General features: G+C 56.1%; 21 protein-coding genes. 13 read left to right on the top strand and 8 right to left on the bottom strand.

Going from position 1 to position 19689, the window contains the following annotated elements:
• Window positions 1–140 precede the first annotated feature (140 nt).
• The 3 genes from VGH19_14325 to VGH19_14315 all read left to right on the top strand — a co-directional run bounded on the left by VGH19_14325 (window position 141) and on the right by VGH19_14315 (window position 1629).
• Complete coding sequence (locus VGH19_14325; protein HEY1172542.1) at window positions 141–659, top strand: peptidylprolyl isomerase; 519 nt, start codon at window positions 141–143, stop codon at window positions 657–659.
• A 12-nt stretch (window positions 660–671) separates the two neighbouring features.
• A complete protein-coding gene (locus VGH19_14320) occupies window positions 672–866 on the top strand; it encodes a hypothetical protein (GenBank protein ID HEY1172541.1) in 195 nt (64 codons plus the stop codon).
• A 196-nt stretch (window positions 867–1062) separates the two neighbouring features.
• Entirely contained in the window at window positions 1063–1629 is a 567-nt protein-coding gene (locus VGH19_14315) for an NUDIX hydrolase (GenBank protein ID HEY1172540.1), read from the top strand.
• 73 nt (window positions 1630–1702) lie between these two features.
• On the opposite strand, the gene VGH19_14310 is transcribed toward VGH19_14315, so the two are convergent.
• From VGH19_14310 to VGH19_14290, 5 genes are all read right to left on the bottom strand, one after another.
• On the bottom strand, window positions 1703–2950 hold the full coding sequence (locus VGH19_14310) for an alpha/beta hydrolase-fold protein (protein ID HEY1172539.1): 1248 nt from the start codon (window positions 2948–2950) through the stop codon (window positions 1703–1705).
• Window positions 2951–3239: 289 nt separating this feature from the next.
• Window positions 3240–3521 (bottom strand): hypothetical protein, encoded by a 282-nt coding sequence (locus tag VGH19_14305; protein ID HEY1172538.1) that lies wholly within the window; start codon window positions 3519–3521, stop codon window positions 3240–3242.
• 259 nt (window positions 3522–3780) lie between these two features.
• Window positions 3781–4089, bottom strand: a complete 309-nt coding sequence (gene nirD, locus VGH19_14300; protein ID HEY1172537.1) for a nitrite reductase small subunit NirD — start codon at window positions 4087–4089, stop codon at window positions 3781–3783.
• The gene (locus VGH19_14295; GenBank protein HEY1172536.1) at window positions 4086–4313 is read right to left on the bottom strand and encodes a hypothetical protein; all 228 of its coding nucleotides are present in this window, start codon (window positions 4311–4313) and stop codon (window positions 4086–4088) included. The genes nirD and VGH19_14295 overlap by 4 nt, the downstream gene beginning before the upstream one ends.
• Window positions 4310–4810 (bottom strand): tetratricopeptide repeat protein, encoded by a 501-nt coding sequence (locus VGH19_14290; protein HEY1172535.1) that lies wholly within the window; start codon window positions 4808–4810, stop codon window positions 4310–4312. Before VGH19_14290 ends, VGH19_14295 begins: the two co-directional genes overlap by 4 nt.
• Before the next feature lie 70 nt (window positions 4811–4880).
• Between VGH19_14290 and VGH19_14285 the strand changes: the two genes are divergently transcribed.
• The 4 genes from VGH19_14285 to VGH19_14270 all read left to right on the top strand — a co-directional run bounded on the left by VGH19_14285 (window position 4881) and on the right by VGH19_14270 (window position 9271).
• The gene (locus tag VGH19_14285) at window positions 4881–5678 is read left to right on the top strand and encodes an HAD family hydrolase (GenBank protein HEY1172534.1); all 798 of its coding nucleotides are present in this window, start codon (window positions 4881–4883) and stop codon (window positions 5676–5678) included.
• 258 nt (window positions 5679–5936) lie between these two features.
• Complete coding sequence (locus VGH19_14280; protein ID HEY1172533.1) at window positions 5937–7745, top strand: 2-oxoacid:acceptor oxidoreductase subunit alpha; 1809 nt, start codon at window positions 5937–5939, stop codon at window positions 7743–7745.
• Between the two features lie 25 nt (window positions 7746–7770).
• The gene (locus VGH19_14275) at window positions 7771–8727 is read left to right on the top strand and encodes a thiamine pyrophosphate-dependent enzyme (GenBank protein HEY1172532.1); all 957 of its coding nucleotides are present in this window, start codon (window positions 7771–7773) and stop codon (window positions 8725–8727) included.
• A gap of 103 nt (window positions 8728–8830) precedes the next feature.
• On the top strand, window positions 8831–9271 hold the full coding sequence (locus tag VGH19_14270) for a hypothetical protein (protein ID HEY1172531.1): 441 nt from the start codon (window positions 8831–8833) through the stop codon (window positions 9269–9271).
• A 97-nt stretch (window positions 9272–9368) separates the two neighbouring features.
• On the opposite strand, the gene VGH19_14265 is transcribed toward VGH19_14270, so the two are convergent.
• Together VGH19_14265 and VGH19_14260 are read right to left on the bottom strand one after the other, a co-directional pair.
• Window positions 9369–9926: a dihydrofolate reductase family protein gene (locus VGH19_14265; protein HEY1172530.1), complete on the bottom strand. Its 558-nt coding sequence runs from the start codon at window positions 9924–9926 to the stop codon at window positions 9369–9371.
• Between the two features lie 57 nt (window positions 9927–9983).
• Window positions 9984–10397, bottom strand: a complete 414-nt coding sequence (locus VGH19_14260; protein ID HEY1172529.1) for a hypothetical protein — start codon at window positions 10395–10397, stop codon at window positions 9984–9986.
• Window positions 10398–10621: 224 nt separating this feature from the next.
• On the opposite strand from VGH19_14260, the gene VGH19_14255 reads away from it, so the two are divergent.
• The 6 genes from VGH19_14255 (at window position 10622) to VGH19_14230 (ending at window position 17903) form a co-directional block, all read left to right on the top strand.
• The gene (locus VGH19_14255; GenBank protein ID HEY1172528.1) at window positions 10622–11125 is read left to right on the top strand and encodes a zinc ribbon domain-containing protein; all 504 of its coding nucleotides are present in this window, start codon (window positions 10622–10624) and stop codon (window positions 11123–11125) included.
• A gap of 486 nt (window positions 11126–11611) precedes the next feature.
• Window positions 11612–12082: a MarR family transcriptional regulator gene (locus tag VGH19_14250; GenBank protein HEY1172527.1), complete on the top strand. Its 471-nt coding sequence runs from the start codon at window positions 11612–11614 to the stop codon at window positions 12080–12082.
• 30 nt (window positions 12083–12112) lie between these two features.
• Entirely contained in the window at window positions 12113–13600 is a 1488-nt protein-coding gene (locus tag VGH19_14245; protein ID HEY1172526.1) for a nitrilase-related carbon-nitrogen hydrolase, read from the top strand.
• A 32-nt stretch (window positions 13601–13632) separates the two neighbouring features.
• Window positions 13633–15774, top strand: coding sequence for an AMP-binding protein (locus tag VGH19_14240; GenBank protein HEY1172525.1), 2142 nt, complete (start codon window positions 13633–13635; stop codon window positions 15772–15774).
• A 4-nt stretch (window positions 15775–15778) separates the two neighbouring features.
• Complete coding sequence (locus VGH19_14235; GenBank protein ID HEY1172524.1) at window positions 15779–17110, top strand: MFS transporter; 1332 nt, start codon at window positions 15779–15781, stop codon at window positions 17108–17110.
• Window positions 17103–17903, top strand: a complete 801-nt coding sequence (locus VGH19_14230) for an alpha/beta hydrolase (GenBank protein ID HEY1172523.1) — start codon at window positions 17103–17105, stop codon at window positions 17901–17903. Before VGH19_14235 ends, VGH19_14230 begins: the two co-directional genes overlap by 8 nt.
• A gap of 15 nt (window positions 17904–17918) precedes the next feature.
• Here the strand turns inward: VGH19_14230 and VGH19_14225 are convergent, their stop codons facing one another.
• Window positions 17919–19676: a ShlB/FhaC/HecB family hemolysin secretion/activation protein gene (locus VGH19_14225; GenBank protein ID HEY1172522.1), complete on the bottom strand. Its 1758-nt coding sequence runs from the start codon at window positions 19674–19676 to the stop codon at window positions 17919–17921.
• Window positions 19677–19689 lie beyond the last annotated feature (13 nt).

Below are 19689 nucleotides of genomic sequence, written 5' to 3'. Positions count from 1 at the left end.
AGTTAGTCTCGATTTACGGACGTTCAACTTATTGGACGTCCAAACTGCTCCGCCGGTTCACCGCAAAATGACGTGACAAACCGGCGGCAGAGGCGGAAGTTAGCCCACGTCCCCGCCGGAAGGCAACGGACAACCTTATCATGCAAGCAAATAAAGAAGTGGCCGTCATCAAGACCAACAAGGGAGAAATGGTCGTGGAATTCTGGCCGGACGTCGCTCCCAAGACCGTTGAAAATTTCAAAAAGCTCGCGAACTCAAGCTTTTACGATGGCACCTGCTTCCATCGCATCGTGAAGGGTTTCATGATCCAGGGCGGCGATCCGCTGACCAAAGACCCGGAGGAAGAATATCGCTGGGGCACGGGTAATCCGGGCTGGAAGGTGAAGGCGGAATTCAATGAACGCCCCCATGTCCGCGGCGTGCTCTCCATGGCTCGCTCGCAAGACCCGAACTCGGCTGGCAGCCAGTTCTTCATCTGCCTCGCCGATGCGAAGTTCCTCGATCGCCAATACACCGCCTTCGGCAAAGTCATCCAAGGTGATGATGTGCTCGGTCTCATCGGCGATACACCCACAGGCATGAGCAATGGCGGCGAACGCAGCAAGCCGAAGGAACGCATCCAGGTGGAAAGCGTGCGCATCAGCACCATCACTGCTTAACAGTTTCACACCATGGACCACGAACAACTCGCGCAAGTGCTCGTGGCCATGGGTTGTCCCAAGGAAAAATCATTGGAGATGGCGGGCCAGCTCGATAAGCGGGCCCGCCAGCTCGCCGAAACCAAAGGGAAAACTTACGAGGAAGCGCTGACACACCTGCTCACCTTGATGCGACAAGGCTGGGCTGCCAAGGAACGGGGATTCTAGGAAACACCAATAGACGCGAATGAATGCAAGACCCTGGAGCGCGACTCTCCGAGTCGCAGCAAATTCCAACAACCTCGCAGGCCATGTTGTTACCTGCGGGCATTCGGACATTGCTGCGGGTCAGAGACCCGCGCTCCAAAACCGCTACAAGCATTCGTGTCCATTCGTGGTTCAGGAATAATCCCAAGGAGACAGCATGAGCGATAGAATCAGGCCGTGGCCGCTGGTAGAATCAAAACCGCTGAACAACTACCGCATCTTCACCACGCGCGCCGACCGCAAGGTCTCGCCCCGCACGCATAAGGAGATGGAGTTCTACGTCATCGAATCCCGTCACTGGGTGAACATCATCGCCCTGACCGAAGACGACGAGATCGTGATGATCGAGCAGTATCGTCATGGCACGAACTCCATCGAGCTCGAGATCCCCGGCGGCATCATCGACAAAGGCGATAACGATCCCGTGGAAGCTGGCGTGCGCGAACTACTGGAAGAAACCGGCTTTGAAGGCACTGACGCCATGTTGCTAGGCCAAGTCGCCGCCAATCCGGCTATCATGAACAACACGTGTTACACGGTGTTGGTGCGCAATTGCCATTTCTCCTCGGAAACCCGTTTCGATACCGGTGAAGACATCATCACGCGCTTGGTGCCGATCAAGGACCTCCCGGAACTCGTGCGATCAGGAAAGATCCAGCACTCACTCGTGGTGGTGGCACTGTTCCATTTTGATCTGTGGCAGAGGAAACAAGCTGGGAAATGACGAATGTCCAAGCACGAATGACGAAGGAATGAGCAATGTCCAATTAGGGCATTGGAAATTGGTCATTCCTTCGTCATTCGGATTTGGTCATTAGGAATTTCTTCTCAGCCGTGTCATACACATTCACCGCGCCCAAACCGCTCAGCCGGTTCAGCACAAAATCCGCGATGTCCTTCATCTGGCGGAATTGCTGATACGTAAGCACGCCAAGCAGCTTCTCCTTATTCCACGGGCTCGGCTGCATCGTCAGTGCGAGCAGTGATTTGCCGAGATACGGCTTGCGGCTCACCTGCAACTGCCCCTTCACATGCCGCGCGACCAGCTTGCGCTCCGCCTTCTGCAACCATGCATGATTATCACTGCGCCCCAGCGCGATGATATTGGCACTCGCCACCTCCGCCGCTGTGAGTTCCGCATCACTCTTCACGATGAGACGTCCCGTGCGCATCGTGTTCTCACCCCAAGAAAAACGTGCCAGCTTCTCCGCCTGTTGCCGCAGCATATCCACCTCACGCGGCACCGGTGAATTCGCCGGATACGAGATGATCACGCGCTCGTTGAACAGATCGAGAAACGTGCCGCGCCGCTTCGGACTCACTCGCGTTTCCACTGTCTTCGCCTTGCGATGCTGTAAAAACCATTCCGCCAGCGTGTCGGTCTTGCGGTCGCCGTCGTAGATCCAATCCCACACATTGTGTCCCCAGCCGCGCAATTCATCGTAGCGCACCTTGCCGCCCATGAGCTTGTGCGCATCCACCATGCGCCGCGCATTCTCCACCGGCACGACATCATCTTTCTCCCCGTGCACGCACCACACCGGCACGGACTTCATCGCGCTCACGGCTTTCACATCACCACCACCGCACACAGGCGCGATGGCTGCCCATTGCTCGGGATATTCGCACGCCAGTTGCCACGCTGCGTAACCGCCGAGTGAAAGCCCTGTGAGATATTGCCGCCGCGCATCCACGCGATACCGCTCCCGCACCCAGTTCATCGCCGCCCAGATATCCGTCTCACCGGGCCCAGCGTAATCAATATCCCCTCGTCCAAACGGGCTGAGCAAAATCATGTCTTCGCGAAACCCGTTTTTCTGGATCTCAAAACAGCTCTCCGGGATCATCCGATGATCCGCATCCGAACCATGCAGCACCACCATGAGAGGATAAGCCTTGCGCCGCGAGTAACTCCGGGGAATCCAAAGGGCAAACGGCTGCTCCGTGTCATCCACAGAGGAAACATAAGTCGCCGTAAAATAACCTTTGGCCAGCATGCCGCGGTTGCTCACCGCCGTGCCATGAGGCCAAAAGTTTCCTTTCATTTCACGCTAAATCGCGAAGCACAGCACCCTTCTCACTTGGCTCTCTTTCGCAACAGGCAAGGCCTAACTGTCACCCTTTGGCCCGTAGGGCCAAAAGATTCCTAGCAGCGGCTTTTAAGCCGCTGTGAGACGTAAGTGATGAATGGTCACGTAGTGACCGAAGAGAAAAGCATCTTGCGTCGCTAACGCGACGCAGTCCTATCAAAAAAGACGGCGGCTTAAAGGCCGCCGCTAAGAATCTTTCGCGCCTAACGGCACGATTAAAAGCGAACCAGGCAAACAACAGACTTCACTTCTTCCGCTGCCGCACCGTTTCCTTCTTCGCTTCCAGATCCGCCTGCAGATTCTTCCGGATGAACGGCAGTTCCTTTTCCAACTCGCCCATCTTCTCGAAATCCCCTTCCGATTCCGCCTTCTTGATCGCGTCCTTCGTGGCCAGTTCGCGCTCCGCGATCTTGGACGCGTAAACGGATTCCAGCTCGGCCAGTTCGGTCTTCTGTGCGGCGGTCAGCTTGACGGTGGGCGAGGATTTGCTTAGGCGTTCCATCGCCAGTTCGTATGCGCTTTTCATGGTGAGAAAGTGTAAATCGTGATTTGTGAATGGTTAAATCATGAGTCGCTGCTTCACGTTGAAATCTATCTAACACAGCCTGACGCAAAAAGCGATGGGGAACCAGCCCACGCGGCCGGAGCGCGACTCTCCGAGTCGCGGCAACATCCAATAATCAAACGAGGTAAAACATTTTAAAAACCTCCCCCGGCGAATACGCCAGTCGTTTTGTGAGCTAACTTTGCTCAGGCGTATTGCTGCGACTCGGAGAGTCACGCTCCTACTCCACCTTCACCATCACCATCCCCTCTTCCACCTTCACCTCATACCGGTTCACCGCCACATTCGGACGATCGGTGCAAACTCCCGTTCCACACTCGAATTCCCAGCCGTGCATGGGACACGCCACCTTGCCATTCTCCACCCAACCGAAACTCAATGGCGCGCCTTTGTGCGGGCATTTGTTATCCAGTGCGTAAATTTTATCTCCTTCCCGCAGCAGCGCGAGTTCGCGTCCGCCAACTTGCACAGTCAGCCCGCGACCCGCAGGTATCTGTGCCAATGGTGCGGCTGGAAGGAACTCGCTCATGCGGATTTGCTGGTGGACTTGCCCATCCGCAGCACGGCCACGCCCACCCACGAAATCACCATGAAACCCAAGGCGGTTGAGCGCCGCGCTTCAATATCTTTCAAGACCGTCGACTGCTTTTCCCCGCTTTCCGCTGAAGGCTTGATGACAAACGGGAGCACGAACATCACGGTCCAGAACAATGCGCACACCACCATGAAACCAAACACAATAGGCCGGTTCATGGATTACCGCCTTCTTTCTTCTCCGTGTCGGGTTTAGGCGAAGAGGCGCTGACCACCGGCTTCTTCTTCCACGGCATATCGGGAAATTTCTCCGGGGTTTTGAATCCTTCCACCTTCGGCTTCGCCATCTGCAATTCTGGATCACCCGCATCCGCTGGAGCCGCGCCTGGTGCGCCCATATTCTCCTTCCAGGAGGCGATGCGTGCCTGCAGGCCGTGATGTTCGGCGGTCTTCTTATCGCCCGACTTCATGTAGAACAGCGAGAGGTTCGTGTGCACGAGCTGTTCTTTGGGTTTCAGCTTCTCTGCCTTGTGGCCTTCAGCGATGGCTGTGGTATAATCTTCCTTACGATAGTAGGCCATGCCGAGGGAGAGCTGGGCATCGAAATGCTCCGGCTCCACGGCGAGGATGGCGCGGAACTTCCCGATCGCAGCGTCGTAATCGCCGCAACTGAAGTCATACATCGCGTCGTCGTATTGTTCCTGGAGGCTGGCCATAAGCGTTGACAGGGGAACCTAGCTTACGTTTCTCTACGGGCGCAAGCGGAGCCTGATCGTTTGAATCAAAATGACTTTGCCCATCCAGCTTATCTCGACTGACTTCGACGGAACTCTGTTCTCCGAATTCACGAATCCGCCCGTGCCCGAAACCTTGCAAGCCATCATCGCGCATCTGCAAAGCAAAGGCGCGAAGTGGATCATCAATACGGGCCGTGATATGAACAGCCTGATGGAGACGCTGGGCCGCGGTCATGTGCGCATCAAACCGGACTACGTCGTAGTGGTGGAACGCGAGATCCATCAACGCACCGGCGAGGATGGTCATTTCAAATTCAGCAGCGTAGACCCGTGGAATCAACGCTGCACGGCGGATCAAAACGCGCTCTTCGCCCTCGTGCGCAAGGATTTGCCTGATTTGGTCGGCTGGGTGAATTCGAAATTTAAAGCCACGCTTTACGAAGACCCGTGGTCCCCTTTCTGCCTCATTGCGGATAACAACCAGGATGCGGACGCCATCCAAGTTTACATGGAGGCTTACTGCGCCACGATCCCGAACCTCACTTTGGTGCGGAACGACATCTATGCGCGCTTCAGCCATGCCGCTTATAATAAAGGCACGGCACTCGCAGAAGTCGGTCGCTTATTAGGCATTCCGCCGGAGCGGACTTTAGCCGCAGGCGATCACTTGAATGACTTGCCGATGCTGAAAAAGCAGTTCGCACACGCACTCGTTGCACCTTCAAATGCGATTCCTGTCGTGAAAGCTCAGGTAGAGCGCGAGGGTGGCTATCTCAGCCAGCATCCATGCGGTGAAGGCGTCGCGAGAGGCATCGAATTCTATATGGATCGACTTTTGTCGGCCTAATATTCAAGTAGTAGATTTGCTTATTTTACTATTGACAGCTTAGTGATTTTCTCCAAAACCGCCCCTTCAAGAAGGGCGTTTTATGCGCAAATACTTGATAATGAAGCAGATAAAGTTCCACTAATCATTTGACTACGCGCCCCCCCATGATAGTGTGAACCTCAAACGCAGGTACCGACGTTAATACGGACTTACTGTCTAAACATCAAAACAACTAAGACAGGTCCCGGCGGTATCTAAAGCGATTTTCAGGCAAATATGAGCGAGTCTACAACTGCCGCCCCCACTTCGGGCGGTGCTTCCCCCAAGGTGTCCCGCATTTCTGAAGCGGTCATCCGTATCGCGGGAAATTCACAGGACGGTATTCAGGCCATCGGTGGTTTCCTCGCGCGCCTCGCCGGCCGCAGCGAGCAGGAGGTCATGACGTTTATGACCATTCCCGCCACCATTTCCGGCGGTCCCTCCATCTTCCAGGTCCGCATCGGCTCCGGCGAGGTCTTGAGCGCCGGTGATGAGGCGGATCTCTTGCTGGCCTTCTATCAGCACTCTTACGAAGGCCACATCAACTCGCTGAAAAAGGGCGGCATCGTCCTCTATGACGCCGATCATTGCACGCCGAAGCCCGAGTGGCAGGAATCGTATCACCACATCGGCATCAATATCTCCAGCCTCACGGTGGAAGCCATCGGCGGCACCGGCCGTGATAAGGGCAAGAACATCTACTCCATGGGCCTCCTGGCCAAGATGTTCGACCTGAACGTGCCGAAGCTGATGAAGCTCATCGAAGAGCGTTTCGGTGGCAAAGACCCGACGATCGTCCAGAACGCCGTCACCTGCTTCAACGCCGGTTACAGCCACTCGCTCGAGAAGGCCGTCGAGATCTATCAATTTAATGAAGGCGTCCACAAGGGCGGCAATCAGGTGGTGATGAACGGTAACGAAGCCATCGCCTACGGCCTCATCGCCGCGGGTGTGCGTTTCGGTGCCGGTTATCCGATCACGCCTTGGTCCGACATCATGGAGCTGCTCCGCAAGGAACTGCCGAAATACGGCGGCACCTTCGTGCAGTGCGAAGACGAGATCGCAGCCGTCTCCATGGCCATCGGCGCCAGCTACGCAGGTCGCGTGGCGGTCACGGGTTCCTCCGGTCCTGGTATCTCGCTGAAGACGGAAGCCATCGGTTGGGCCGTCATGGCGGAAATGCCGCTGGTGGTCATCGACGTGCAACGCGGCGGTCCCTCCACGGGCATGCCGACGAACGTTGAGCAGTCCGACCTGAACATCGCCTGCTTCGGCGGTCACGGTGATTCACCACGCGTGGTCATCGCCCCGGCGAATGTGGAAGACTGCTTCTACATGGCCATCGAGGCCGTGAACATCGCCCGCAAATACAGCGTGCCCGTGCTGTTCCTCACGGATCAAGGCATCGCCACGCGTATCGAAGCGTTCCCGGAACCGAACCTCGAGCAGATTTGCCAGGACATCAGCCCGGACCTCACACCGGTCACCGATCACAAGCCTTACGACCTCTCTGCAAACGACGGCATCACGCGCCATCTCGCCCCCGGTACACGTGTGGGCAGCGGCAAGTATCCCGTGGTCACCGGTCTGGAGCACGATGAGCTCGGTCACCCGACTGGTTCACCGAAGCTGCACGTGCAGATGGGTGCCAAGCGCCGTAACAAGATCAAGAAGCTCGGCGCCGACCTGCCGTTGCCGAAGGTTTATGGCCCGAACGAAGGCCAGATTCTCTTGGTGAGCTGGGGCTCGAGCCAAGGTCCAGTCCGCGAAGCCGTGGATCGCGCCCGCGCTGCTGGCGAGGCCATCTCCGCGCTGCACATCAAGTATCTCAACCCGCTGCCGAACGATCTGGACAAGATCTTCAGCGGCTTCAAACACATCTTCGTCGTGGAATTGAACGATGAAGGTCTCTACGGCTACGGCCAGCTCTGCGCCATCCTCCGCGCGCGTTATTGCAACGCGAGCATCCGCGGCATCACGAAGGTGGACGGCCTCACCTGGAAGGTGAAGGAAATCCTGGATAACGCCCACAAGCTGGCCAAGTAACCGCATAATTTATCTAAGCAAGCATATGGAAACTTTTGCATTCCCGTTCCAGCCGCTGTCCCGCACGGGCAGCCTGAACACCGCCCCGGTGCCGCCCATCGCGGATGCCGATCGCAAGGGCCTGACCAAGAAAGAAGTCGCCGCCGATCACCCGACGTGGTGCCCCGGCTGCGGTGACTTCTCCGTTCTCGCGCTCTATTTCAAACTGATCGAAAAGCGCAAGATGTGGCATGAGAAGATCACGACGGTGGCGGGCATCGGCTGCTCCAGCCGCTTCCCCTACTTCGTGCAGGCGCACGGCGCGCACTTCATCCATGGCCGCGCGCTGCCTTTCGCCAGCGGTATCTCGCTGAGCCGCCCGGACCTGCACGTGTTCGTCTTCGGTGGGGACGGCGATGCCTTCTCCATCGGTGGCAACCACTTCACGCACACGGCGCGTAAGAATATCAAGATGACCTACGTGGTCATGGACAACCAGGTTTACGGTTTGACGAAGAAACAGACGTCCCCGACATCCCCGATGGGCTTCAAGTCCAAGACGGATATCTGGGGTTCTTCCGATCGCCCGATCAATCCGGTGAAGCAAGCGGTGTCCATGGGCGCGACGTTCGTGGGCCGCACGACTTCTACGAACCCGAATCACGTGCTGCAGATGATGGAAGCCGCCATGGATCATGATGGCTTCAGCTTCATCCAGTGCTTGAGCGAGTGCATCGAGTTCTTCCCCGGCGCGTTCGACTCCGCCAACCCGCGCAAGGGTGGCAAGTTCGACCTCATCCCGGAAGGCCACGACGTGACGGATGAATACGCCGCCTACAAGCTCGCGGACGAACCGTTCCCGGGCCAGTTCGGCATCTTCTACAAGAACAGCCGCCCGACGAAGAACCAGAACGAAGCCAAGCTCATCGCCTCGCACCGCGAGAAGGTGAAAGACGCGAAAGACTGGCAGATCCTGCAAAAGAACTTCGACCGCATGAAGTAATCTTTCAGGTCATAAAGATTCGAAAGCCCCGGCTACAAAGCCGGGGCTTTTTTGTTTCCCCTTTCGCATTGAAAAACAGGTCCAGCAAAGGCAAAAAAGAAACATGACCTTGGTGCTGGATGTGGATGGCAAGCGCATCGAGAACCCCTCTTTGGAGAAAATCGCGGAGGCATTTCGTTCCATTCCCCGCGAGGAAAGCAAATGGCTTTCTCCTCCCATCTCGCTGTTGACCTTGCGGCGAAGCGAAGGCAACTCCTTGACCACATCTGGATTGCCCACAGAAGGATGGATCGGCTTTTCATTGGAGGAGAACCATGTTGCACAATTTACCGCTGATTCCCCAACACTCGATGAGGTGACCGTCATCAGTATTTTCCAACGTTATGCTACTGGCGATGATACTTGGAAGGCTGGATACAGGTGGGAAACCATGGCTGATTCATGGGACAACATAATCCCCCGATTGTGCAAAATCCTGCTGCTGGCGGGAATTGTAATCGGAGTTTTCTGGGCCGTTGTAAAAGCATGGTTTCACTTCAACTGAGCCTGTCTTAAGCCACCATGCTGATCTACGAGAACGTTAAAAGAGAAAGAGAGTTCTGCAGAATTTGAGCGAGAGAGTTGGGTGGAGAAAACACCCGCTAACTTCTCAGCTCATACCCCATAGCCACCGCTCCAGAGGCAAACTCCCGCCGACTGACGAGCTTCAAGTCGAGATGCTTCGGCAGTCCGGCGAAAAGCGTCGGACCGTGACCGGCGATCCGGGGATGAATCACGAAGAGGTATTCATCGATCAATCCCAGTGCCGCCAAGGCCAAGGGGAGTGTTACGCCTCCGAGGGAGATTGCATTGCCCGGTTCCTGTTTGAGTCGTTGCACAGCTTGCGCCAGATCGCCACGTACGAGTTCAGCGTTCCAATCCACATGGGTTAGGGTGCTGGAGACGACGTATTTCTTCTTGGGGTGGATGACGTGGGCGAAGGGTTCCATCCAGGGCAACATCCACTCCGGCCGCACGCCGGTCTCGGCGACGGAGCGCCAGGCGGACATCATCTGATAGGTCACGCGGCCATAAAGGAGGGCATCGGCCTGAGCGATTTGCTCAGTCCAGAAACGGTGCAATTCTTCATCCGTGGAACCGGCGCTATGATCGCAGCAGCCGTCCAAGGTGATGTTGATGGAGTAACGGAGGAGGCGCATTTAAGTAAGAGTATTATTCACCTTGGAGCTATCTGAGAATAAAAGTTCAGGGAATGGCTAAGCCGAATCGGCATCATCCGTAAATTCTCTCTCCGGCCGGTCAAGAGCTCGAACGAATGCCCAATGCTCGAACTCTGCTTTGGTCTTCACAGTATTGGGCGGGTCAATGAACTCGAACGGCTGTCCCGGCAACTGACGAACCGTGTCGGCAACCTGCGAATATTCTGCCTCTGAAAGCTCGTACGGCTGCCACTCAAAGATCACATGTCGGCCTTCAAACTGGCCGTCTATGCTGCCAAGCCGTATAAAGTCGTTAAGATACCGACGCGGTGGAAAGACACCGAATAAATGCGATCCCACGTGGGCAAAAAAGAAATCTACGAGACTGGCTACGTGAGCCGTGCGGGTATGCGGAAGCAATCGACCCTCTGCCAATTCAACTTCAGTGGTAGTAAACTGTACTTCGTGCATAGCGTGTGAACGGCCAATTAGACATTAGCCAAAACTGTGGTTTGGTCCAGTGTGTCTGAGGTTAAGGAGATAGAATTCACTCTTGAATTGATAGTAAGCCACTCAATGGCGATTCACCACCGGAAATTTGGCCGAATACGGAAGGAGCGAGTTCCACCACTTTGCGCTTACCCATGCCTCAGTTTTTTGTGCCTTCTGCGCCTTTTTGTGGCTATGCTTTCCTCATGCCCATTTACGAATATGCGTGTCCCAAGTGCCGGAAGATTTTCAACTTCCTGTCCAAGCGCATCAATCCCGACCGCCTGCCTGCTTGCCCCAAGTGCGGCAACAAAAAGATGGTCAAGGAGCTCAGCCGTTTCGCGATGATCAAAGGCGCAACGGAACCATCTGCTGGCGGCTTGGGCCAAGGCGGCGATGACATGGCTATGCCGAACTTCGACGATCCCCGCGTGCAAAAGGTGATGAACGAGATGGAGCGCGACATGGGCACGATGGATGAGAACAACCCCAAGCACATCGCGCACATGATGAAAAAGATGAAAGACATCATGCCCGCCGGCTCCGTGCCCAAGGAACTTGATGTCGCCATCAAACGCCTCGAACAAGGCGAAGACCCAGAAAAGATCGAGGCCGACATGGGCGATGTGCTCGGCGATTGGATGGGCGGCCCCGGCGGCGGCAAAGGCGGTGGCGCCTATACACAAGATAGCGGGCTTTACGATTATTGACGCAATCGTCCTTCGTCCTGAACCCCGCACGTTTTGGTCGGGGCGTTCTCGTCGTCGTCCTCGATTTCCCCCTCGCGTCAGCGAGGACAGATTCATAGCCACGGGTTTTAACCCGTGGCGAGCGTCGTCAATTTCCAGCGTCGCGTAGCGACGCAAGATATCGCCCTTCAAGCAATCTTCCGTCACTACGTGACGGCGTTTCATTCTCATCACACGGCGGCTTGAAAGCCGAGCGCAATGTGCTGCCGGATTCCAGCCGGCAGTAAAGGGTGTGGATTGGTAAGAACGCTCACAAATAATCAACCAGCAACCTTTGTTCCGACAGGATAAGGTTTGTGAGCACTGACACAGGCTTCGTCGTACACCTGCTTACTGCCGGCTGGAATCCGGCAGCACAGGCATTCGCTTCGCACTTCTGCATACTCTCATTCTCTATCCCAAATCATATTGTTGACATATCAACAATCTACCTATAGACATATCTCCGTGAGCACGAAAACGCCGCAACCCGGACCGCACTACGAGGCCATGCTTCAACTCTTGCGCACGGCGGAGACCCTTTGGAATTCCAGCCGCCTCTTCTTCTCCCGTTGGGATCTCAGCCCCAGCCAGTTCAACGTGCTGAACATCCTGCGCGACCATGAGGATGGCCTTTCCCAGACGGACTTGAGCGAAGCCCTGCTCACCCATCGCTCGAATGTCACCGGCTTAGTGGATCGCTTGGAGGAACGCGCGCTCGTGAAACGTCAGAGCGTGCCAGAAGATCGCCGCGCGTATCGCGTGGTGCTGACCGATGCTGGTCGCAAGTTGCTTCAGGAGATTTTGCCCGTTTATTATCAGGCTTCAGAGGAAGTCTGGAGCCCGATGTCCGCCAAGCGCGCGAAGGAGCTGGTGAACGAACTCGACGCCATCAAGACGCAGGCGGAAGTGATTGCCCAGAAGTACAGCCAAAAATAAACAACTGCCGTAAACAACAAGGAGGTCGCCATGCAAACCCGCACCTGGAACATCCCGCACATCGCTCTATTGATTCCGCAATGGTTTCACACGCGATTGCAGGGCTTGCATTTCCTCGGCTCGGCCGCATTGACGAAGTCCGAAGCGTTTCTGTGGCTGCTTGCAGGCATGGCTGGTTTTCACGCGGCGTATGTAACACCAGCGGCGGGAGGCTGGCTGTTACTCACCTACCTCTCATTGGTTCAACTCACACGACTTGAGCCCGGCCGCGCCAGTTTCATCATCGGCTGCTTATTCGGCTTCTCGCTGGTCGCACCGCAATTGAGTTTCTTCTTTAACATCTTCAGTTGGGCCGCTGTGCCTCTGTGGGTCGTGCTGTCCTTCTGGTTCGGCCTGTTCCTCTGGCTGGGTTGCCATATGCGACGCCAGTTCCCCGCGTGGGCCTTTGTCATCACCCTGCCGCTGGTCTGGATGGGCATCGAATACTTCCGCAGCGAGCTCTACTACCTGCGCTTCTCGTGGTTGAACGCCGGTTTCACTATGGGGCTGCATCTGCCCGGCGGCTTGCTCCAGATGTTCGGTGTCTATGGCCTCGGTTTCATGCTGATGCTGTTGGCTTGCCTGCTCTCGCTCTTGCGCCGTGAAGCCATGCTCGTCGTGACCGCGCTGGTGATGCTCGCGTTCACCGCCTCCACCCGCGATTGGTCCCTGCCCTCCAAACTCTCCAAACGCGTGCCCGTCCGCTCCTTCGCCGTGGCTGGCGTGCAGATGGAGTTTCCTGCCGACGGCGAAGTGATGCGCGCCCTCAAAGATGTGTTGGTGAAGCAACCCGAGGCCCAGCTCATCATGTTGAGTGAATATACCTTCTCCGGTCCCGTGCCGGAACAAGTCCGCGCGTGGTGCAAGACGAACCAGAAGTATCTCGTGGCGGGCGGTAAAGCTCCGGCGGCCAATGGTGATTTCTACAACACCGCTTTCGTCATCGGCCCCACAGGCGAAACGGTCTTTGAACAAGTAAAGCAAGTGCCCATCCAATTCTTCGCCGATGGTTTGCCGGCGGAGAAGCAAGCCCTGTGGGATTCGCCTTGGGGCCGCTTGGGTATTTGCATCTGCTACGATCTTAGTTTCTCCCGTGTGGTGGATGAACTCGTCCGCCAAGGCGCGCAGGGCATTCTTGTGCCAACCATGGATGTGATGCATTGGGGCGAATACCAGCATCAGCTTCACGCCCGCGTCGCTCCGGTTCGCGCAATGGAACACGGCGTGCCTATCTTTCGCGTGGCCAGCTCGGGTATCTCGCAACTGGTGGATGGCAAAGGTCGCGTGCTCGCCTCCGCCTCGATGCCCGGCGATGGCGAAGTTATCGGCGGCTGCATGACGGTGGTGACGCAAGGCTCCTTGCCCATCGATCGCCACCTTGCTCCCGCTGCCAGTGCGGCCACGCCACTGATCGGCTTGCTGGCCCTCACATTGCGTCGCCGCAAAGCCAAAGAACTTGCTGCTCGTCCCACGCATTAAAATCTGTTCTCTAGTCGTAACAACATATAAGCATGAAAGCATTCTTCCAGTTCCTCGTCCGGTTGTTCTACCGTTTCCGGGCATATGACACCGAGGTGCTGAAGACGCAGGGGCCGGTGCTGCTCCTGCCGAACCATATCTCATGGCTGGATTGGCTCTTCCTCGCAGTATGTCTGGATGATGATTGGCGCTTCGTCACTTCGGCTAACACGGCTAAGACATCCTGGCTGCATCGCAAAGTGATGGTGAACAAGCGCACCTTCCCTATCGATCCGAACTCGCCTTACGCAGTGAAGCAGATGGCGGAGTATTTACAGAAGGGCGGTCGCCTTGTGCTCTTCCCGGAAGGCCGCCTCTCGCGCACAGGCAATCTGATGAAGCTGTTCGATGGCACGGGCTTCCTCATCTACAAGACGAACGCGAAAGTTATCACGTGCTATCTGCGCAAGGCGCATCGCCTGCCGCTCTCGCCGCACACGGGCTGGAAGGAATGGTTCCCGGAAGTCACCGCGCATTTCAGCGGCATCCATACCGTGCCGAAGCTGGAACACTTGAGCACATCGCAAGCACGCGTCGTGGTGACAAACTGGCTGCGCGATAAACTAGTGACATTGCAGTTCGATACGGAAATGGCGTTCGGCGAGAAAAACCTTGTGCATGCCATCGCAGAAACCGCAGCGGATGTACCGAACGAGATCGCACTGGAAGACGTGAACCGCACACCACTCTCCTTCCGCAAGTTCCTCGTGGGCGCGGATGTGATCGGCCAGGAATTACGGAAACGTCTCCCTGAGCAATCCACTCATATTGGTGTGCTGTTGCCGAACATCAGTGCCACACCGGTAACGTGTGTAGCCCTCTGGTCACTGGGGCACGTGCCAGCGTTGCTGAATTTCAGCACGGGCATCCCCATCATGATCGCTTGCGCGCAACTCGCAGGCATGAAACAGATCGTCACCTCCAAGACTTTTCTACAGAAGGCACGACTGGACATTGAACCGATGATCAAGGCGGGCATTGAATTCATCTACCTCGAGGACTTGCGTGCTGGTGTCACTGGCGGACAAAAGCTCTCCACGCTAATTAAGCACCTGCTCTGGCCGCGTACCGCCCTGCCCTGCACGAAGGATTACAATGACACCGCCGTCATCCTTTTCACCAGCGGTTCAGAAGGCGTGCCGAAGGGCGTGGAGCTGACTCACAAAAACATCCTCGCGAATATCCGACAGATGCTCGCGATCACCGATCTGCAGGATAATGATCGCGTGTTCAACTGTCTGCCGATGTTCCACAGTTTCGGCCTCAGCGTTGGCACGTTGCTGCCGCTGGTGCGCGGGCTTTACTCATTCGTCTATCCTTCGCCTCTGCATTACCGTGTAGTACCTACGGCGCTTTATGATCGCGACTGCACAGTGTTCCTCAGCACGAACACGTTCCTCAACGGTTACGCGCGCAAGGCGCATCCGTATGATTTCCGCAGCATGCGCTATCTCTTTGCGGCGGCTGAGAAGCTCCAAGAGACGACTGCCAAGACCTGGTCCGAGAAATTCGGCGTGCGCATCTTGGAAGGTTACGGCGCGACGGAGTGCAGTCCGTGCGTGAGCGTGAACACGCCGTTGCAACCGCGTAATGGCACCGTGGGGCGTTTGCTGCCGGGCATCGAATACAAACTCGAACCAGTCGAAGGCGTGGAAGATGGCGGGCGCCTGCATGTGCGTGGTCCAAACATCATGAAGGGTTATTTGAACGCAGATGCGAATGCGAAGTTCAAGGAGAACGGCGGCTGGTATGATACAGGTGACATCGTCGCCGTAGATGCCGATGGCTTCCTTTCCGTGCGCGGCCGCATGAAACGCTTCGCCAAGATCAGCGGTGAGATGGTGAGTCTCACGGCAGTTGAAGATGCATTCGCGGGTGCGTTCCCACAGTTCGGCTTGCGCTGCCAAGTGGCAGTCGTTTCCATCCCCGATGAAGAAAAGGGCGAGAAGCTCATCGCCATCAGCAATGAGCCCAAGCTCACGCTGGAAGACTTGCGCAAGGTGATCAAAGAAAAGGGGCTTAGCAACCTGAGTGCTCCTCGTGAGATCAAAGCGGTGCGCGAGATCCCCAAGCTGGGCACGGGTAAAGTGAACCATCGCGAGCTGCAGAAGCTTATCAGCGAGGAAAAGAAGTAATCCTATGAACTCCGAAACCACCGGGGCGACCACATCGTCTGTACCGGCACCGCATGTTGTAACTAAGAGCGCCGTGACTGGGTGGGTCATGTACGATCTCGCGAACACCATCTTCGCGATGGGTGTGACATCACTCTTCTTCCCCTTCTACGTGCGCGACCTCTACGGTGCGGAAAAGGCGGACACAGTCTTCACCATCATCACCGCCATTTCGATGGGCCTGATCTTCATCGCTTCGCCGATCCTTGGAGCAATGACCGATCGTGCGCCGCGCCGGATGCCTTTTCTCTTCGCAAGCACGCTCATCTGCATCCTGCTGACGACGACACTGGGGCGCTTTGGGTTCATGCTGTCGGCCATTTGCTACATCCTCGCGAATATCGCGTATCAGGCAGGCACGCAGTTCTACGATGCGCTGTTACCAGAGGTGAGCAATGAGACGAATCGCGGGCGCATCGGCGGTTACGGCGTGGGCATCGGTTATCTCGGATCTTATATCGCAGTGGGTGCTTCGCTCTACTTCGGCACGGGTGACAAGCCATTTCTCTTCGTGCTGACTGCGTTGCTGTTCCTGCTGTTCTCGCTGCCTTGCCTCGCTTTTGTGAAGGAACGCGGCAATCCAAATCCCCGGCCGATTGATTTGGATATGGTCCGTAAATCCACCGGTGAAACAATCCGGGCTTTGAAAGATGGCAGCAAATTTCCGGGCTTGGGACGCTTTTTGATTGGTCGTGTGTTTTACACGGACCCGATCAATACGGTGCTTACAGTGATGTCGCTCTTCACGGTGAATGTCGCCATCGCTTCGGGATTGGATAAAGAGCAAGGCGAGAAGAAGGCGCAGCTCATCCTGACGTTTGCCATCACCTTCGCCATCGCTGGCGGGCTTTTCTGGGGCTGGCTGACGGACAAGATCGGCCCGAAGAAGACGCTGAACATGGTGCTGACCCTCTGGATCGGCAATTTCATCCTCGGCTTCTGCATCGGCGTTTTCAAGCTGCCCATGGCCGCGATGTATGTGCTCGCTGGCGTGGCTGGATTCGCACTGGGCGGCGTCTGGTCCGCAGATCGCCCCTACATGCTGCGCCTGACCCCACCTGATCGCGTAGGCGAATTCTACGGCCTTTACGGCATGGTGGGGCGCTTCTCCGCGATCACGGGTCCGGGCATCTGGGCGGCATCCACTTGGTTCTTCATTCAAAAGATGAACATGGACCCGCTGACTGGCCAGGGCATCAGCATGCTCTTCCTGCTGGCGATGATGATCGCGGGCTTCATCATCCTGCAAAAGGTGGATGACAAGCCGCGTGATTGGGAGAAGCTGCGCAATGCCTGAGGAGAAGGTCAGCGCCGATGAGTCTGTGCGGATCCGCATTCACGATTCGCTGACATTGCCCACGCTCATCTATCTGCCCGGCACGCATGGTGACTGGAGTGTCATCACCGGCTTACGGAATAAACTCATCCCTCAGTTTTGCTTCGTGGAGATCACTTATCCACGAACGGTCACGTGGACTTTGGCTGACTACGCCGAACACATCAGAAAAGCATTAAAGGAGAACGGCATCACGCGGGGCTGGCTCTTGGGGGAATCTTTCGGATCGCAAGTGGCATGGTTGCTGGCGAATGAGACTGACACAGGCTTCCAATGCCAAGGCATCATTCTCGCGGGCGGCTTTGGGCGGCATCCACTGCCTTGGGCAGTAAGCATGGCCAGCAAAGGCTTCACCCGCTTCATGGCGGATGAGGGGCGTGTCCGCAGGGCCATGAAGAATTACGCGCGCTACGTGCATCGCTTCTACGAGCAGACACCGGAGACGGCGAGTTCAGTGGAGATGTTTATCCAGCGACGGACGCCGGAAGATGCGCAAGCAGCGGTACATCGGCTGCGCTTGATCCAAGGTCATGCTCCAGCGGAACTTGTCCGGCGCACACAGGTGCCCGTGTTCAGCCTTAGCGGGGTCTGGGATCAGTTGGTGCCTTGGTTTGTGGTGACGCCGTGGCTGAAATGTCATTGCCCCGGTTATCGCGATTCCAAGCTCATCCTGAAAGCGGATCACAACGTTCTCTTCTCCGCTCCAACGAAAAGCGCCCGAACCATCCAGGAATGGCTCGGGCGCGTGGGTTAAATCAGATTATTTGGCTTAGAAGCTCAAGATCGCCGAGATGTGGCCTCGGGAATTCTCCGGGCTATGCGGGTTGTTGAGCGGAGAGCCGGAGTCGATCAACTGCCAGCCGTAGTCGAACTTCACAGAAAGGTTTGTGCGGAACTGATAGCGCATACCCACACCGAATGACATCAACTGGAGATGAGGATCTTCGTTCGGAGCAAGGTCTTTGTTTTGAGTTTCACCCAGATCAAAGAACGCCAAGAAACGCAGATTATCTCCTGCCTTCTTGTTGATCATGCTGAACAACGGGAGGCTGGGAGAATAGATCTCATTGATCAGGAGGTAACCACTGTCACCGTTAGCCTCACGCTCATCATAGCCACGAGGCCCGATGGAGCCACCGATGCCCAATTGTTCGGTGGTAGGGATATTCTGCGAGGCAAGCTGCCCCACTGCACGCACGACCCAAGAGAAGTCCGACGGCAGTTTGGTGATACGCTCCAAGGTCAGGCGGCCATACATGTAACTGGAATCACGTAGACGCACGTAGCTCTGGTAAGAAGCATTGTCATTGTTGGCCGTGACATCGCCCGGACTGTAAAAGCCTTCAACCTTCAGCCCCGTACCACCCCATTTGTCCGTGCATTCCGTACGATACTGCACGGCCGCCTGGAACACGTCCAACTCCCGGCCGAAGACCGGGAAATTGCTGAACTCAAGGGTGTTATCCAAGCGCTTGAAGTCGATGCCGAAATTCACCAAGTGCGAGAAGTTGCCAATGCGGCCCAAAGGAATCTCATAACGCCCGCTCGCCTGATAGCTGGAACCTTTCTGGGTGGCAGCAAAAGCTGGCAAGTCCGCTTCAGAATCAACATAGCCGCCAAAGAGGCTGATCGTATGCCGCCAAGGCAGCGGAATCTCATAACTCACTGAGTGAGCGTGAATGAGATCGAATTCAATATCGGTAGTGTATTGGTAGCTCAGACGGTGATCGACACCGAACGCATTGAACCAATTAAAGCCTGCGAAAACACGATCTTCACCAGCCACGAAAGGACCGTTGTTTTCGTAACCGACATATCCACGGAGCGGGAACCGGTCTTTGACCCGCAGGACGACATCAGACTCACCCAGCTTCTCGCCACGGCGAAAAGCAGCATCCACATGACGACCCGGATTACGGTTCATCCAGTCGAGATCGGAAAGCAATTCCTGTGAATCAATCACATCTCCCTGACGCAAGCTGATGCTCTTGGTGAAGAGCTCCGATTTGAAGTACTTGTTCCCTTCAACCTCTACTTTGCCAAGTTTTCCTTCAAGGATGAACACTTGAACGACTCCGTTGCCAACCGACTCCTGCTCCGGCAAAACGACGTCCACCAAGGGGCGATGGTTTTTGCGGAAGAAGAGGATGATCTCGCGCTGCAAACGGCCCAAGTTATAGTTGTTGATGGGCTGTCCGATCAGCGGCTGAATGGCAACTTTGAACTCCTTGGAACGCAGCAAATCTAGCTGGCTGCCAGGGCCTACTTCCACACCATCAGCCGCCACATCACCTTTGGATTTCACCTCTTCACGGGAGCCGAGTATGGCCACGCCCTTCAGCGCAGGACCCGGATCTTGCGGCGAACCTGTAAGTCCAACCGTCGCCGGATCGGCCTTTTGCACAGTAGCGGGTGCTGGCGTCTCAGGCTTCTTTGGCTGCAACCTTTCAGATTGCGCCCAGACCGGCGAACTGCTCAAAACCACCAGTCCAACTCCCAAGAGCGTCTTCAGTGATTGGGGATACATAGGCTATTCAGGA

This window comes from Verrucomicrobiia bacterium (assembly GCA_036405135.1).
Taxonomy (GTDB): Bacteria; Verrucomicrobiota; Verrucomicrobiia; order Limisphaerales; family JAEYXS01; genus JAEYXS01.
The sequence above is the reverse complement of the archived record's forward strand: the minus strand, read 5'-3'. Positions and strand labels throughout refer to the sequence as shown.